We start from the raw sequence: 16,470 nt of genomic DNA, 5'->3' as shown, positions 1-16,470 counted from the left end.
GGGGATGTTAAGAAGCTATATGTAGTTTTTTAACATCCTCTTTTAATAAGGAGGAATTATGAAATTAGTTATTTATCAAACTAGTGATTTACATGGATTTGTTTATCCAACTAATTATGTAAGTGACAAATCTCTTGGAATATTAAAAATTGGTACTTACATATTAGAAGATGAAAAAAAATATGATGCATCTTTAAAAATAGATTGTGGTGATCTTATTCAAGGTTCAGCATTAACACACTATTTATCTAAGCAAAAATTAAAAGTTAATCCTATTGTAGAGCTATTAGAAGATATTGGATATAATACTTATGTATTAGGAAATCATGAATTTAATTATGGATTAGATTATTTAAATTGTGCATATAAAAATGTTTCAGATAAAATAATAAATGCTAATATTAAAGGATTAGAATTTAATAGTAAGCCTTATAAGATTTTTGATATTAATGGCTTTAAAATTGGATGTATTGGATTTACAACATCTTTTATACCAAATTGGGAACAAGAAAAGAATATTAAAAACTTAGAATTTTTAGATCCTGTTAAAGTTTATGGTGAATATGAGAAAGAATTAAAAGAAAACTGTGATATGATAATAGTTTGTTATCATGGAGGATTTGAAAAGAGTTTAGATGGTAATAATATACCAACAGAAAGCTTAACTAAGGAAAATCAAGCTAGTGAATTATTAGAAACTTATGATTCAATAGATATAGTTTTAAGTGGTCATCAACATAGATCTTTTATAACAAAGATGAATGGAGTAATATGCACACAACCTATGCATAATGGACAAAATTTCACAAAAATAGTTATTGATACAGAAACAAAAGAATCTACTTATGAATTAGTAGATGTGTCTAAAATGGATGATGAAATAAATAAGAATTTAGAAAATAGATTTACTGAAATTAATAAAAAATTACAAGAATATTTAGATAAAGAAATAGGTCATTTTAAAAATGATATAATATTAGATGATATATTCATTGCAAGACTTAAGGGGCATCCTTTTATAAACTTTTTACATGAAGTTCAGTTAGATGTTTCTAATGCTGACTTTTCAGCATTATCACTATTTGATACTGCTATTGGATTTAAAAAGAATGTTTCAATTAGAGATGTTTTAATTAATTATCCATATCCAAACACATTAAAAGTACTAAAAATTAAAGGTAGTAAAATAAAAGAAGCTATTGAAAAAAGTGCTACATATTTTGTTTTAGAAAACAATGAAGTTAAAATAAATGAAGAATTCTTAGTACCAAAGGTTCAAAACTATAATTATGATACCTTTGCAGGTTTAACTTATGAAATAGACTTAACTAAAGATTTTGGAAATCGTGTAGTTAGCATGAAGAAAGATGGGAAAGATATAGATTTAGATAAAGATTATACTATTGTTTTGAATAATTATAGAGCTAGTAATACATCAATATACCCAGCTTATGAAAATGCTGAAGTAGTAAAAGAAATAAACATGGATATGAGTGAACTTATAATAGATTATTTCCAAAGAAATAATGAGGTTGATATCCCTTCTGAAAGTTGTTATATAATTAAATATTAGTATGTAAGATTATAAAAAGTAAAGTCGGAGCTGTTTTAGACAGCTCTTTTTTTTGTATCTAAAAACAGTAATTGTAATTATTAAGAGAAGTCAATAAGAATTATTTCTAGAAAAAGAACAAATAATAGAATAAAGGATAAGGAGATAATTATGGATAAAAATACTAAAGAAGAAAATAAAGATTATTATAATTTAATAAGAAAAACATTTAAATGGATTAAATTAAGCATTATTATGGGAATTCCAATTGGAGTTATAGTAGGTTTATTTAACAGAGTTCTGTCAGCAGCTAACAACTATAGAAAGGAACATGAATATTTAATATATTTTCTTCCAATAGCAGGAATGTTAATTACCTTTATGTATTTAAGAACTAAGAGAAATGCTTATTCAGGTGAGAATCTACTTAAGTCTGAAGTTCAATCAGCAGCTAAGAATATTCCTTTTTATATGACATTTGTGGTTTTTATAGGATCTTTAATTACTACATTTTTTGGCGGTTCTGCGGGAAAAGAAGGTTCAGCAGTAGCAATGGGGGGAACCTTAGGAGATTTTATATCTAGAAAGTTTAAATTAACTGATGATGAACAAAGAACTTTAGTGATATGTGGAGTAGGAAGTGCTTTTGGAGTAATATATGATGTTCCCTTTGCAGGAGCAATTTTAGGTATGGAATTGGTTTTAAAAGGAAGATTTCATTATCAAGCTCTAATTCCAGCATTTTTAACTACTGTTGTGTCTAATGAAATAGCTATTTGGATTGGGAGTAAGCCTGTTGAATATCCTAGCTTAGTCTTAGATGATTTAAGTTTTATAGTAATTATGAAGTTAGCATTATTAGGGGTGATATTTGGAATTGGTGGATTTATATTTAATTTAGTTTTAGATAATAGTAGTAAGATGTATGATAAATTCACTAAAAATCCATATATTAAGGCAATTATAGGAGGAGTTATTACAATAATATTATTTTGGATAGCTGGAGATAATTATAATGGACTAGGGCAATCTTTTATAAATGATTCCTTTAAAAATCATGTAAGCATAATGGATTATATATGGAAAGTTCTTTTTACTGCTGTTGCCTTAGGATCAGTATTTCAAGGTGGTAGAGGAAATCCGACATTTTTTGCAGGTGCAACTTTAGGAAGCTTTCTTTCTAAATATATTAATTTGCCACTTAATTCTGTTACAGCATTAGGTATGATAGGTTTATTTTGTAGTGCAACATCTCTTCCTATAACATCTATAGCTATGGCTTTAGAGTATTTTGGTGGAGAAGAAATGCTAGCAATAATTATAGTTATGACAATAAGTTATATAATATCAGGTTTTTATGACATCTTAGTAAAAAAGAAACTCCCAAAAGAAAAGGGGAAGATTTTCGAAGGAATTGTTCATAAGAATAGATAAGATTCTTATGAAAGTTTAATAAAATTAAACTAATGAAAAAACAAATGTAAGGAGGAAAATACTTTGTTTAAAAGAAATAGAAAATGGTTTATAGTTGCCTTTATAGAGATGGTTATTCTAATAGTTTCACTAATATCAACAACAAGTAAAAAGGAATCGGAGGTAATTGCAGATGCAAAAAGTATCAATAATACCATAATACCTAGGCCATTAACATATAAAGAAAATGATGGGAAATTTATAATTAATAAAGACACTACTATTTTTATAAAGGGAAAAGATGATGAAGAAACAGCAGAAATAGCTAAAATTGCAGAATATTTAAAGGAAAAATTAAAAGCATCTACAGGATATGATTTTAATATAAGTAAGAATGAAATTGAAAAACAAAATTATATTTATTTAACAACCGTAAATAGTGAAAGTACATTAGGTGATGAAGGATATAATATTACGATTACTTCGGATGGAGCGAAGATAGTAGCTAATAAACCGGAAGGACTATTCAGAGGTATTCAAACTTTAAGGCAGTTATTACCTCCTGAAATAGATTCAAGTAAATTAGTAAATGATATTGAATGGAGTATTAAAAGCTCAAAGATTTATGATAAACCAGAATATAGCTATAGAGGATTAATGATAGATGTAGCGAGACACTTTTTTACTGAAGAAGAAATAAAAAAGCAAATAGATATTGCAGCTCAGTACAAGATTAATAGAGTACATCTACATTTAACTGATGATCAAGGATGGCGTATAGAAATAAAGAAGTATCCGGATTTAACTATTATTGGTGGAAGTACTGAAGTAGGTAGTGGTCCAGGAGGATATTATACTCAAGAACAATTTAAAAGTATAGTTCAATATGCTGTGGATAGATATATTGAAATTATTCCTGAAGTAGATATGCCAGGACATACAAATGCAGCTTTAGCATCTTATGGATTTTTAAATCCTGATGGAAAGAGAAAACCTTTATACACTGGAACTGATGTTGGATTTAGTACTCTTATGACAGATAGTGAGAAAACTTATGAATTTATCGAAGATGTAGTAAAAGAAATATCTCAAATATCGCCATCTAAATATTTTCATATGGGTGGAGATGAAGCAGATAGTACTAAAAAAGAAGACTATAATTACTTTGTAGGAAGAGTTTCTAAAATAGTTGAGAAATATGGTAAGATTCCAATTGGATGGGATCCAATTGATACAGCGCCTGAAATAAATTCAAGTGTGATACTTCAAAATTGGAAGGATTCAAATGAAGATGCAAGGAAGAAGAATATGAATATGATAATTTCAATTGCTAGCAAAGCCTATTTAGATATGAAGTACAATGAAAATGTACCAACATATGGCTTAAATTGGGCAGGTTATATACCTATAGAAACAGCATATGATTGGGATCCAACAGATTTTGCACCTAGAAATTTAGTTTTAGGCATAGAAGCTCCTTTGTGGACTGAGACAATAGATAATGTTGAAAATATGGAGTTTATGATATATCCAAGATTATTGGGATATGCAGAAATTGGATGGACACCTAAGAGTGAAAGAACTTGGAATGAATATAAGATTAGATTAGAAAAACAAGGAGCAAAAATGGAGTATGAAGGTATAAATTATTATAAAGATAATATCATATGGAAAAATCAATAAATAAATATACTTTGAGCAAACTATATTTGTATTAAATATGAAAGGAGATATAGTATGGATAGAGTGCATTATAAAATAAGTGGAATTGCAAACGAGAATATCAAGACACAAGTAAAAAATTCTTTAGAAAAAGTAGATGGAGTAAATCAAGTTTGTCTAGATGTGGCAAGAGGAACAATTGAAGTGATTTACAATAAACCTGCTACTGAAATTCAAATTAAATCATGCTTGGAGAATTCTGGTCATATAATCGAATAACTTAACAAATAGGAGCTGTCGCACAAATAGCCATAATTAAGAATTTAAAATTAAAAATGAAGAATTATTGATGGAATACTTACAGAATTACTAAAATTAATTTCCTTTCAAAACTCTTTCAGGAGTTTTTTCATTAATTTTTCATTATTCATTCTTAATTTTTCATTGTGCTACAGCTCCTATTTTATTCTTTAGGAAATTATAAAGGGTCTACTCTAATAACCTTTTATAATTTTTTTCCTTTAGTTAAGAAGTGATTATATTAATTTTACAGTGATTTTGAGCTTTCGGAATAGGCAAAATTATATAGAAGTACTTTTTTGTTAAAAAAATATACATAAAATTGTTGAAAAATGATAAAAAAAGTTATATTGTTAAAATGTAGAATTATAAAATAATCTAGAAGTATTTTACATAATATGAAAGGAGATATTTCATGACAATTTCTTTTTTTGAATTTATTAGTCAGGTAATGGACAATCTTCCATTATTAATTACAGTAATTCTAACTTTAGGAGTAATTTTAGTTAATGGATGGACTGATGCACCGAATGCAATTGCTACTTGCGTGTCTACTCGTGCTATAGGACCACGTGCTGCTATTTTTATGGCGACAATATTCAATTTTTTAGGAGTCTTTGTAATGACAATGGTGAATGCAAATGTAGCACAAACTATATATAATATGGTGGATTTTGGTGGCGATTCACACTATGCATTGATAGCATTGTGTGCAGCATTATTTGCTATAGTTGTATGGGCTACTGCTGCTTGGTATTTTGGTATTCCAACAAGTGAAAGCCATGCATTAATTGCAGGAATTTCAGGAGCTGCAATTGCACTTCAAGGTGGAATGAGTGGTATAAACGGAAGTGAATGGATAAAAGTAATATATGGATTAATATTATCTACATTCTTAGGCTTTGGTATGGGATGGCTAACTGTAAAAATTATAGGCTTGATATTTGGAGGAGTTGATCGTAGAAAAACTAGAAGCTTTTTTAAATATTCTCAAATTGGTGGTGGGGCAGCTATGGCATTTATGCATGGAGCTCAAGATGGACAAAAATTTATGGGAGTATTTATGTTAGGTATTTTTTTAGCAAATGGAAGAAGTGACGTTCAAAATTTTGTTATACCAGTATGGCTTATGGTATTATGTTCATTAGTTATGGCATTTGGTACATCTATAGGCGGATATAAGATAATTAAAGCAGTTGGAATGGATATGGTTAAGTTAGAGCAATATCAAGGATTCTCAGCAGATTTAGCAGGTGCTGGATGTCTTTTACTTTCTTCAGTAACAGGAATTCCTGTAAGTACTACACATACAAAAACTACTGCCATAATGGGAGTTGGAGCTGCCAAAAGAATTAGTTCAGTAAATTGGGGAGTTGTTAAAGAAATGGTTTGGACTTGGATTTTAACATTCCCAGGTTGTGGATTAATAGGATTCTTAATGGCAGAATTATTTATTTGGATATTTTAAAATATAATTATAGAGGAGCAAGATATTAATGGTAGGTAAAAAAGCAAATAATTATTTTGAAATGTTAGCTGAGTTAGTGGATTATTCCTGTGAAGCAGCAAATTTACTTAAAGATACTTTGGTAAACTTTAATGTAGATAAACTAGGCGAAAGAATAGATGAAATGCATAAAATAGAGCATTCTGCAGATATAAAGAAGCATGAAATGATGAATAAATTAGCTAAAGAGTTTATAACTCCTATAGAAAGAGGAGATATAATAGATTTAGCACACTATATAGATAATGTAACTGATAATATTGAAGATATATTAGTTAAAATTTATATGTTTAATATTTCTAAAATAAAAAAAGAAGCATTAGGTTTTACTGATGTAATTATAAGAAATTGTACTGAATTAAAGAAGTTAATGAAGGAATTTCATAATTTTAAAAAGTCTTCTGAAATTAATAAGCTAATTATAAGTATAAATGATTTAGAAGAAGAGGGAGATAGACTATATATTAATAGTATAAGAAATCTTTATACTAGCTCTAAAGATCCTATTGAAATTATGACATGGACAGGCACTTTTAAATATTTTGAAAGATGTTGTGATTCTTGTGAAAGTGTAGCAAATCAGATTGAAAGTGTAGTAATGAAAAATTCGTAAATATATAAGATTTAAATGAGGATATTATAAAATATCCTCATTTATTTCAAATATTCAGAAAATATAAAATATTTTAAAAATGTATTGAATTTTCTAAAATGTGGATATATAATTAAATCAAGAGATGAAATCGATAACAAGATTGTTCAGTTAATCGGTTCACAAAGGATAAATAGTTAAAGAGAATATTTGAGTAGTTTATGTTAATCGGTTTCTTAATTGTATAAGTTGAAAACATAAAGCTTTAGCTGTATAAGGCTTATGTTAATCGGTTCACATAAACTATTTTTATTTTGTTAACCGGTTTACTATGTTTAGGAGGACTTTCTTAAAATGAGTGAATTAAGAGGTAAAAGAGCAACAATAAAAGATGTAGCAGAAATGGCACAAGTATCTAAAACTACTATATCGAGATACTTAAATGGACAATATGAATATATGTCTATAGAGACTAAAGAAAGAATTCAGGAAGTAATTAAAGAACTTAAATATAGACCAAGTAATATTGCAAGAAGTTTAAAAGCACAAAAGACTGGAGTAATAGGTTGCATAATTGCAGATATAGGGAGCCCATTCTCATCTATTGTAGTGAAAGGAATAAATGATGTTTGTAAACAGATGGGATATGATGTGCTATTTGCTAATACAGATAATAATCCCGATAGTGAAAAGGAAAGTATAAAATCATTATTAGATAATAAAGTTGATGGTCTGATTATAAACACTACAGGTAAGATAGATTATTATTTAATGAAACTAAATAATAATGGAGTTAAGATAGTTCTAGCTGACCGTTGCATAAAGGATGTTAATAAAATAGATACAATAACGACTGATAATTATAAATCTACCTATGAATGTATGGAGTTTTTATATGAACAGGGTTTTAAGAAAATTGCATTTTTTACTCAAGATACAACTGCAAATAGTAGTCGTTATTTAAGGCATGATGCATATATTGATGCAGTAAAAAAGTTATATAACATTGATGGAAAAAGTTTTACATACATTATTGATGAAAAAAATAAAGATATATGTGAAAAAAATCTAATTGATTTTGAAAAGAGATGTAATGGAGAACCAGGGGTAATTTTCACAGTTAATGGAGTTACATTACTTAATGTACTACATGGAATGAAAAATTTAAATATAAAAATATCTGGAAATCTAGGGATATGTGGTTATGATGACTGGGGTTGGGCATCATTAATTCCACCAGGAATAACTACAATAACTCAAGATTCATATGAATGTGGTGTTCAAGCAGCCAAGCTTCTTATTAATAGAATAAATAATGAAGAAATTGGATCAGCTAAATATATTGAATTGCCATCTAAACTTGTTGTAAGAGGATCAACAGATATTAAGATAAATAAAGGGGATGTTAGTAATGAATAAACAAGAATTAAAAAAACTAATGAAGGGAAAATTAATAGCAGTTATTAGGGGAAATGATTTAGAAGAAGCAAAACTTATATGTAAGACTCTTGTTGAATCTGAAATAACAACTTTAGAAATCACTTTTAGTTTACCAAATGCTGAAAAATTAATTAGAGAATTAAAAGACGAATTACCTAATGCAATAATAGGAGCTGGTACAGTTCTAAATAAGGAGCAAGCAGAATTAGCTGTATGTAATAAAGCTGATTTTATAGTATCACCTTGTATAGTAGAAGAAGTAGGAAGTTACTGCAAAGAAAATGATATCTTTTGTTCAATGGGGGCTGCAACACCAACAGAAGCGTATAAGTCATATTTAGCTGGTAGTGATGTAGTTAAGTTATTTCCAGGAGATTGTTTATCAATGAAGATGATTAAAGGAATAAAGGCTCCAATGCCATTTATCGAAATGATGCCAACTGGTGGTGTTGATGACACAAATGTTAAAGCATGGTTTGAAAGTGGAGCATATGCAATAGGTTTTGGAGGATACTTAACAAAAGGAATTAATTCATCAAATCTTGATTTACTTAAAGAACGTTGTGAAAGATTAATAAATGCAGCTAAATAGGTAAAAATAAATATTAATTTTTAGGGAATAAATGAGAATTTAGATAAGAGGAGGGATAGGTATGGAAAAAGAAAAATTAGTAATCAATACTTTGGTATTTATTGATGATTTAAAGAGTGGAGTACCTCAAAGCAATATAATTGATAAAGTAAATAAGCTTGGAATAAAAAGTATAGAAGTAAGACGTGAATTTATAAAGGATTTTAATAAGGAGATTATAGATATTAAAGAAAAGGCTAATATCTATAATATCAATTTATTTTATTCTGTTCCAGAATGTCTGTTTAGAGCGGACAAGCTTAGGAGAAAAGAAATAGAAGGCTATTTTAATGAAGCATACAATATGAACTGCCATAATGTAAAGATGAATATAGGGGAAGTTAATGAGTTATCAGTGGAAGATGTTAAGGAAATAGATGAGTTATGTAAGAAATATGAGATTAAACTTACTGTAGAAAATGATCAAACTTGCGAAAATGGAAAATCAGAGAAAATATATAATTTTTTAAAAAGAGATAGAGACTTAGGAGGAAATATTTCTTTCACATTCGATGTCGCTAATTGGATTTTTCAAGATGAGGATCCTATAAAAAATTCAGAATTATTAAAAGACTTTGTAAGTTATATACATTTAAAAAATGCAGATGATAATAGAAAAAATACTTTATTAGATACAGGAATATTAAATCTAGAAAAGATACTTAATAATTTACCAAAAAACTTGCCTATGGCTTTAGAATATCCATGCACTTCAATAGAAGAGGTTAAGTTAGAAATTGAAAAAGCTTTAAAATTATAATTTATATATATAATTTTTAATAAAGAGGGTGTTATATGAAAGAGGGTAATAAATAGATAATTTAATTTTTAATATTTATATAAAAGGGGAGAAAAATATTATGGATATGGTTATTGGAATTTTATTATTACTTACTTTTGTTGGATTTATAGTATATGCCGTAAGAGGTGGAAACATGATGATTGGTTTCTTAGTTATGGCAATCATATGGACAGCCTTAGGAATTATAGGTGGAGAAATTACATGGGCAGATGCTCAAACTCAAATTTTTCAAGGGGGACCAGAAAGTTGGGGTGCTACAGCAGTTGTAGTTATATTTGGTAGCTGGTTTGGACAAGTTCTTGTTAAAACAGGAATTGCATCTAAAATTATCAAATTAGCAGTTGAGTTGGGTGGAGATAAACCATTAATTACAACAATATTAATATCAATAGTTACATCACTTATATTTACTAGTACTTTTGGAGCAGGTGCAGTTGTAGCAATTGGTGTAATCGTATTACCAATATTATTATCACTTGGAGTCCCAAAAGCTCTAGCTGTTTCATCTTATCTTATGTCAGTTGGTTCAGGAATGTACGTTAATATAGTTCTTTTCAAGCAAATGCAAGGTATATTTGAAGGATTTCAATATGATTCAAATTACTTAAAATTTGGATTTACTGCAATGGCAATACAATTATTAGTAGTAATTATAATGTTAGCTGTAAGACTTAGAAAAACTAAAGTAAGCCATGCTTGGGCAGCTACTTCAACAAATACAGTGACTGAGGAACATGTGCCTGGAATAGCTTTAATAACTCCTGTATTACCTGTTATATTAGCGATAGTATTTAAATGGCAACCTATTCCAGCATTTATAGTAGCTTCATTTTATGCATTATTTATTTGTGGAAAGATTAAATCTTACAAAGATTGTGAAAAAGTTATTTCAAAGACATTTTATGATGGTGTTGTAGACGTTGCATCACTACTAGGCTTCTTATTTATACTACCTATGTTTAATAAGGTTGCAGGATTTGATTCAGTATTTTTCCAAAGCATATTAGGAGGAATAATGCCAAGTAGTACATTATTATTATGCGTGCTATTTGCAGTGATTGCTCCACTTGGATTATTCCGTGGACCATTAACAGTATTTGGTGCTGGAGCTGCAACACTAGGTATATTGAATGGTATGGGAATTTTCTCAGCAGAACTATTATTTCCTCTAATATATATTCCAACTATTACAATGAACATTTCTTGCTGTCCAACACAATCTTGGAATCTTTGGGCAATTAACTACTCAAAGACAAATACTAAAGATTTCTTACGTTCAGGTGTTATCTGGGGTTGGATAATTTGTGCAATTAATTCAGTAGTAGTTTACTTTATGTATGGCATGTAATTAGACTAAACAAAAGATATTAATAAACTAATAATAAAATAAAAATGGAGGAGTAATTATGGGAAATAGAGCAATTCGTGTGGGAATAGATGTTGGAGGAACTCATACTAAAGCTGTAGCAATAGATAATGAAACACATGAGATTATAGGAAAAGGTTCAGTTATGACTACTCATGATGATGAAATGGGAGTGGCAACTGGAGTTATTGAAGCATTTAAATTATGTTTAACTGCAAATAATATTGATCCTAATGATGTTATATTTATTGCTCATAGTACAACTCAAGCTACAAATGCACTTTTAGAAGGAGATGTTGCTGAAGTTGGAATTATTGGAATGGGAAAAGGTGGGTTTAGTGGATTTCTAGCTAAGAAACAAAGTAAAATTGATGATATTGATTTAGGAACAGGAAGAATAATTAAAGTACATCACACATATTTAAAACAAAAGGATGCAAGTGAAAGTAATATTGAAAAATCAATTAATGAACTAAGATCACAAGGGTCAAATGTTATAGTTGCATCAAAGGCTTTTGGTGTTGATGACTTAACTGAAGAAAATGAAGTTAAAAAAGTTGCAGAAAAATATGATATTCCTGTTTCAGTAGCATCTGAAATAAGTAAGTTATATGGACTTACAAGAAGAACAAGAACTGCAGCAATTAATGCTAGTATTCTTCCTAAGATGCTAGAAACTGCTAATAGTACAGAGGATAGTGTTCGTAAAGCTGGTATTAAAGTACCACTAATGATAATGCGTGGTGATGGTGGCGTAATGGATATTAGTGAAATGAAAAAACGTCCTGTATTAACGATGCTTTCTGGTCCAGCAGCTAGTGTTGTTGGTGCTTTAATGTACTTAAGGGCTTCAAATGGTATATATTTTGAAGTTGGAGGTACAAGTACTAATATAGGGGTAATAAAAAATGGTAGACCAGCGGTTGATTATTCAATAATTGGTGGACATCCAACTTATGTTAATTCTTTAGACGTACGTGTATTAGGAGTTGCAGGAGGAAGCATGGTTAGAGCATCTAAAGAAGGAATAGTTGATGTTGGACCAAGAAGTGCTCATATAGCAGGTATGCCTTATGCAGTATATACTCCAATTGAAGAAATTGAAGATCCACAAGTTGAATTCTTTAGGCCTAAAGATGGTGACCCTTCAGATTATGTTTATATTAGATTAAAGAATGGAAAGAAAATTACAATTACAAATAGTTGTGCAGCTAATGTCTTAGGATATGTAAAGCCAGAACATTATTCATATGGAAATCCTGAAGCTGCTCGTAAAGCCATTGAACCATTAGCTGAATATATGAATACTACTGTTGAAGATGTGTGTGAGCAAATTTTAAGAAAATCTTATGAAAAGATTAGACCAGTTATTTTAGAACTTGCCGAAAAATATAAATTAGAAAAAGATCAAATTTCTCTTGTAGGAGTTGGTGGTGGAGTCTCAGCATTACTACCATATACTGCTAAACTTATGGAATTAGGATATAGTATTCCTGAAAATGCAGAAGTTATTTCTTCTATAGGTGTTGCGTTATCAATGATTCGAGATGTTGTTGAACGTGTTATTCCATCTCCAACTAAGAAAGATATTGCAGATATTAAAAAGGAAGCTGCTAATATGGCTATTGCTAATGGAGCGGTTCCAGACAGTGTAGAAGTTCAAATAGAAATCGATTCACAAACCTCAAGAGTAACAGCCATAGCTTTAGGATCTTCAGAAGTTCAAACTACAGATTTATTAAAGGCTTGTAGCGAAGAGGAAGCAAAGGAAATTGCAGCAAAATCAATGGGAGCAACAATTGAAGAAACAAAATTAATAACTAAGAGTAATGTATTCTATGTATTTACTTCTAAAAAGAAAAATGGCTCTGATCAAATAAGAATTGTAGACAAAAAAGGTTTTATTAAAGTTCAACGTGGTGATGGTGATGCTAGAAAATGTACAGTATCAGAAGCACCAAAGGTTATAGAAGAAATGTGGGAACAATTATCAGTATTTAAAAATGACATTAAGTTAACACCAGATATGTATTTATGTACAGGGGGAAAGGTGCTTGATTATGCTGGAATGATGGATTTAGATCAACTTTACCTAGTTGTGGATACAGAGTTAGCAACATTAGAAGATAATGAAGAAATTATACTAATTGGAGCTAAAAACGATATATGATTGAAGAAAAAATAGATTTTCTTATTAATATAAATGATGAAGAGTGGGGGCAATATGCTTTTAGCAGAGACCCCCTTAAAGGTAAAGTTTCAGAGGAGTTAAGAAAAAAAATAATAGAAAAAGCAAGTGAGTGTGGCAAGAAAGAAGCTATAAAAATAAAAGAAAAATACAGAGATGTTCCTATTAAAAAAATTCTAAAAAGGATCGGTTTAGAATATATAGAAAAAGATTCAGATGGAACTGAATCATACATTATGTTTGCTTGTTACAATAGCCCCAATAAGATAACAGTATTTAAAAAAAATAAAATGTTAGTAGAAGAATTTATTAAAGAAAATGAGTTGAGTAGTAAGTTAGAATATATTGATGTTGAAAGTATGTTGCTTGCTCATGAATTATTTCATCATATAGAAGAAAATAACAAAAATATTTATACAAAAAATGAAAAGATAGTTCTATGGAAAATAGGTAAGTATAAATATAAATCAGGATTAGTATGTATTGGAGAAATTGCTGCTATGGCTTTTGCAAAAGAATTATTATCAATAAATTATAATCCTTATATTTTTGATGTTTTAATGCTATATCCATATGATGAAAATAAGGCGGTTGAGTTATATAAAGAAATAGAAGGGTTTAAAGGAGGACTTTGATATGAGTAAGGTAATATTATTTGGGGAACCGATGGCTATGTTTACAGCTGAGGAAGAGGGTCCTCTAGAAGAAGTAGAATTATTTAGAAGATCATTAGCAGGAGCAGAAGTTAATGTGTGTACAGGTCTTACTAGATTAGTTCATAAAGTAGAGTATGTAACTAAACTTGGAGAAGATCCATTAGGAAATTATGTAAAAAACTTTTTAGATAGAGAAGGAATAGGAACAGAGTTTATTACATTTGATCCTATATATAAAACTGGAACAATGCTTAAGAGTAAGGTTTCATCAGGGGATCCAGTAACTGCATATTATCGTAAAGGTTCAGCTTTTTCACATATGACTGCAGAAGATATAGATAAAATAAATTTTAATGGAGTCTCCTTAGTACATGTTACAGGAATACCACCTGCATTATCTTTAAGTTGTAGGGAAGCTACATATAGATTGATGGAAAGAGCTAAAGAAAATAATTGTTATATAACTTTTGATCCTAATTTAAGACCAGCATTATGGGAAAGTGAAGAAGTTATGATTAAGGTAGTAAATGAATTGGCCTCTAAATGTGATATGATATTACCTGGTATATCTGAAGGATTAATATTAACAGGAAGCAGTGAACCAGAAAAAATTGCTGATTATTATCAAAATTTAGGTATAAAAGATGTTATAATAAAAGAGGGTAGCAAAGGAGCTTATGTAAGAAGTGCTTATGAAAGCTTTAGAGTACCAAGTTTTAAGGTTAAGAAAGTTGTAGATACAGTTGGTGCAGGAGATGGTTTTGCAGTAGGTGTAATAAGTGGTAAACTAGAAAATTTAGAACTACATGAATCTGTAATAAGAGCAAATGCTATTGGAGCAATTCAAGTAACTTTTGTAAGTGATAATGAGGGATTGCCTACAAGAGAGGAATTAGATAAATTTATAAAGGAGAATAAAAATGAAACTTCAAGTAGCCGTAGATAGGGTATCTATAGAAAAAGCAATAGATATAATAAGAGAAGTAGAAGAATATGCAGATATTATAGAAGTAGGAACATCTTTAATTAAAGATTTTGGATTGGAATCAGTTCGTAGAATAAAAGGAGAGTTTCCCAATAAAATAATTTTAGCAGATATTAAAACTGTTGATGAAGCAGAATATGAATTTGAAGCAGTATATAATGCTGGAGCTGATATTGCTACAGTACTTGGAGGATCTTCATTAGAAACCTTAAGAATTTGTAAAAGGGTGGCTAATAAATATAACAAGGACTATTTAATTGATTTAATTGAAGTTTCATGTGAAAAGCAAGAAGCCCTTAAAGAATTTTCAGATGGGATAATTTGTGTCCATTTACCTTCTGATAATAGTGGAATAGGCCTTGAAGATTTAATTAATTCAACAATAGGCAATTTAAAAGATTTTAATAGATTAGCTGTTGCTGGAGGAGTTAGTAAAGATAGTATTAGTACTATTAAAAAAGCAAATTTTCATATAGCTATAGTTGGTGGAGCTATTACTAAATCTGAAAATATAAAAGAAGCTACTAAGGCCTTTAAAGTTCTTATGGAGGATGATAAATAATGGAACTATTAAATGTTATTTTAGAAGAAATAAAAGATGTAATTTCAAAAGTAAATGAAAGTGAATTTAAAAGTGCAGCATCAGCAATAACTAAGAAAAGAAGAATATTTGTTGATGGAGAAGGACGTTCAGGTTTAATGGCGAAAGGCTTTGCTATGAGACTTATGCATTTAGGTTATAATGTTTATGTAGTAGGGGAAACTATTACTCCATCAGTAAGAAAAGGTGATCTTTTTATCTCTGTATCAGGCTCAGGAAAAAGTGCTAATGTAGTTTCTGATACTAAAAAAGCAAAGAAAGCTGGATGTGAGATAGTTTCATTTACAAGTAATAAGGAATCAGATTTAGCAAAAGAATCAGATATTATTGTTGTAGTTCCCGGAACAGTAAAAGGGGATACAGGATTAGAGAGAAAATCAATACAATTGTTAAGTTCCTTATTTGATCAAAGCATTCATATAGTGTTAGATGGTTTATGTTTATATTTAAGTAAAAGAGATGATATTTCTAATGAGTCAGCTACTAAAATTCATTGGTAATCAAAATAAGTATTACCGATAGGTAGTATTTAAATGTAAATAAAGTATTAAATTCTTAATTCAGTTTTTAAGTGTAGCTATTAATTTTGTGATGACTTTAGCATATTGAAGTAATAACAAAATTAATATCTGCACTTTTTTTGCAATTTAAAATTGAATAGTCAGAAAATAGAAAACAATAAAAAAATATAAAGTTTTAACTAGAAAGTGCAAATACCAAAATAGTTAAATAATGTATAATTTTCTTTGGAAGCGTTAACATTTACTTTTTAGAT

The 16,470-nt window shown here is 29.1% G+C and carries 15 protein-coding genes; all 15 read left to right on the top strand.

What is annotated here, in order from left to right; genetic code table 11:
• Positions 1 to 58 precede the first annotated feature (58 nt).
• The 15 genes from ACQPVP_RS06525 (at position 59) to hxlB (ending at position 16,195) form a co-directional block, all read left to right on the top strand.
• Entirely contained in the window at positions 59 to 1,573 is a 1,515-nt protein-coding gene (locus tag ACQPVP_RS06525) for a bifunctional metallophosphatase/5'-nucleotidase (RefSeq protein ID WP_430848317.1), read from the top strand.
• Positions 1,574 to 1,723: 150 nt separating this feature from the next.
• Entirely contained in the window at positions 1,724 to 2,986 is a 1,263-nt protein-coding gene (locus ACQPVP_RS06520) for a chloride channel protein (protein WP_430848315.1), read from the top strand.
• Positions 2,987 to 3,094: 108 nt separating this feature from the next.
• Entirely contained in the window at positions 3,095 to 4,648 is a 1,554-nt protein-coding gene (locus ACQPVP_RS06515) for a beta-N-acetylhexosaminidase (RefSeq protein ID WP_430848470.1), read from the top strand.
• A gap of 54 nt (positions 4,649 to 4,702) precedes the next feature.
• Positions 4,703 to 4,906 (top strand): heavy-metal-associated domain-containing protein, encoded by a 204-nt coding sequence (locus ACQPVP_RS06510; RefSeq protein ID WP_430848313.1) that lies wholly within the window; start codon positions 4,703 to 4,705, stop codon positions 4,904 to 4,906.
• Positions 4,907 to 5,342: 436 nt separating this feature from the next.
• On the top strand, positions 5,343 to 6,395 hold the full coding sequence (locus ACQPVP_RS06505) for an inorganic phosphate transporter (protein ID WP_430848311.1): 1,053 nt from the start codon (positions 5,343 to 5,345) through the stop codon (positions 6,393 to 6,395).
• Positions 6,396 to 6,423: 28 nt separating this feature from the next.
• Positions 6,424 to 7,047: a DUF47 domain-containing protein gene (locus tag ACQPVP_RS06500; RefSeq protein WP_430848309.1), complete on the top strand. Its 624-nt coding sequence runs from the start codon at positions 6,424 to 6,426 to the stop codon at positions 7,045 to 7,047.
• A gap of 333 nt (positions 7,048 to 7,380) precedes the next feature.
• Entirely contained in the window at positions 7,381 to 8,445 is a 1,065-nt protein-coding gene (locus ACQPVP_RS06495; protein ID WP_430848307.1) for a LacI family DNA-binding transcriptional regulator, read from the top strand.
• Positions 8,438 to 9,058 (top strand): bifunctional 4-hydroxy-2-oxoglutarate aldolase/2-dehydro-3-deoxy-phosphogluconate aldolase, encoded by a 621-nt coding sequence (locus ACQPVP_RS06490; protein ID WP_430848305.1) that lies wholly within the window; start codon positions 8,438 to 8,440, stop codon positions 9,056 to 9,058. Before ACQPVP_RS06495 ends, ACQPVP_RS06490 begins: the two co-directional genes overlap by 8 nt.
• Positions 9,059 to 9,119: 61 nt before the next feature.
• The gene (locus ACQPVP_RS06485; protein WP_430848303.1) at positions 9,120 to 9,857 is read left to right on the top strand and encodes a sugar phosphate isomerase/epimerase family protein; all 738 of its coding nucleotides are present in this window, start codon (positions 9,120 to 9,122) and stop codon (positions 9,855 to 9,857) included.
• Positions 9,858 to 9,957: 100 nt separating this feature from the next.
• A complete protein-coding gene (locus ACQPVP_RS06480; protein WP_430848301.1) occupies positions 9,958 to 11,247 on the top strand; it encodes a citrate transporter in 1,290 nt (429 codons plus the stop codon).
• Positions 11,248 to 11,305: 58 nt separating this feature from the next.
• The gene (locus ACQPVP_RS06475; RefSeq protein ID WP_430848299.1) at positions 11,306 to 13,435 is read left to right on the top strand and encodes a hydantoinase/oxoprolinase family protein; all 2,130 of its coding nucleotides are present in this window, start codon (positions 11,306 to 11,308) and stop codon (positions 13,433 to 13,435) included.
• Positions 13,432 to 14,088 (top strand): hypothetical protein, encoded by a 657-nt coding sequence (locus tag ACQPVP_RS06470; RefSeq protein WP_430848297.1) that lies wholly within the window; start codon positions 13,432 to 13,434, stop codon positions 14,086 to 14,088. Before ACQPVP_RS06475 ends, ACQPVP_RS06470 begins: the two co-directional genes overlap by 4 nt.
• 1 nt (position 14,089) lies before the next feature.
• Positions 14,090 to 15,055 carry a sugar kinase gene (locus ACQPVP_RS06465; protein ID WP_430848295.1) on the top strand — a complete coding sequence of 322 codons (966 nt, stop codon included), beginning with the start codon at positions 14,090 to 14,092 and terminating at the stop codon, positions 15,053 to 15,055.
• Positions 15,030 to 15,656 carry an orotidine 5'-phosphate decarboxylase / HUMPS family protein gene (locus ACQPVP_RS06460; protein ID WP_430848293.1) on the top strand — a complete coding sequence of 209 codons (627 nt, stop codon included), beginning with the start codon at positions 15,030 to 15,032 and terminating at the stop codon, positions 15,654 to 15,656. Before ACQPVP_RS06465 ends, ACQPVP_RS06460 begins: the two co-directional genes overlap by 26 nt.
• Positions 15,656 to 16,195 (top strand): 6-phospho-3-hexuloisomerase, encoded by a 540-nt coding sequence (hxlB, locus tag ACQPVP_RS06455; RefSeq protein ID WP_430848291.1) that lies wholly within the window; start codon positions 15,656 to 15,658, stop codon positions 16,193 to 16,195. Before ACQPVP_RS06460 ends, hxlB begins: the two co-directional genes overlap by 1 nt.
• The last annotated feature ends 275 nt before the right edge of the window (positions 16,196 to 16,470 follow it).

It is taken from the genome of Clostridium nigeriense, assembly GCF_050585265.1.
Taxonomy (GTDB): domain Bacteria; phylum Bacillota; class Clostridia; order Clostridiales; family Clostridiaceae; genus Clostridium; species Clostridium nigeriense_B.
Note: the sequence above shows the minus strand (reverse complement) of the source record. Positions and strands in the feature narration are given on the sequence as shown.

Coding starts and splice junctions, on each gene's coding strand:
- ACQPVP_RS06525 (WP_430848317.1), top strand. CDS start 59: ATGAAATTAGTTATTTATCAAACTAGTGATTTACATGGATTTGTTTAT.
- ACQPVP_RS06475 (WP_430848299.1), top strand. CDS start 11,306: ATGGGAAATAGAGCAATTCGTGTGGGAATAGATGTTGGAGGAACTCAT.
- ACQPVP_RS06495 (WP_430848307.1), top strand. CDS start 7,381: ATGAGTGAATTAAGAGGTAAAAGAGCAACAATAAAAGATGTAGCAGAA.
- ACQPVP_RS06465 (WP_430848295.1), top strand. CDS start 14,090: ATGAGTAAGGTAATATTATTTGGGGAACCGATGGCTATGTTTACAGCT.
- ACQPVP_RS06515 (WP_430848470.1), top strand. CDS start 3,095: ATGGTTATTCTAATAGTTTCACTAATATCAACAACAAGTAAAAAGGAA.
- ACQPVP_RS06505 (WP_430848311.1), top strand. CDS start 5,343: ATGACAATTTCTTTTTTTGAATTTATTAGTCAGGTAATGGACAATCTT.
- hxlB (WP_430848291.1), top strand. CDS start 15,656: ATGGAACTATTAAATGTTATTTTAGAAGAAATAAAAGATGTAATTTCA.
- ACQPVP_RS06490 (WP_430848305.1), top strand. CDS start 8,438: ATGAATAAACAAGAATTAAAAAAACTAATGAAGGGAAAATTAATAGCA.
- ACQPVP_RS06500 (WP_430848309.1), top strand. CDS start 6,424: ATGGTAGGTAAAAAAGCAAATAATTATTTTGAAATGTTAGCTGAGTTA.
- ACQPVP_RS06470 (WP_430848297.1), top strand. CDS start 13,432: ATGATTGAAGAAAAAATAGATTTTCTTATTAATATAAATGATGAAGAG.
- ACQPVP_RS06480 (WP_430848301.1), top strand. CDS start 9,958: ATGGATATGGTTATTGGAATTTTATTATTACTTACTTTTGTTGGATTT.
- ACQPVP_RS06485 (WP_430848303.1), top strand. CDS start 9,120: ATGGAAAAAGAAAAATTAGTAATCAATACTTTGGTATTTATTGATGAT.
- ACQPVP_RS06460 (WP_430848293.1), top strand. CDS start 15,030: ATGAAACTTCAAGTAGCCGTAGATAGGGTATCTATAGAAAAAGCAATA.
- ACQPVP_RS06510 (WP_430848313.1), top strand. CDS start 4,703: ATGGATAGAGTGCATTATAAAATAAGTGGAATTGCAAACGAGAATATC.
- ACQPVP_RS06520 (WP_430848315.1), top strand. CDS start 1,724: ATGGATAAAAATACTAAAGAAGAAAATAAAGATTATTATAATTTAATA.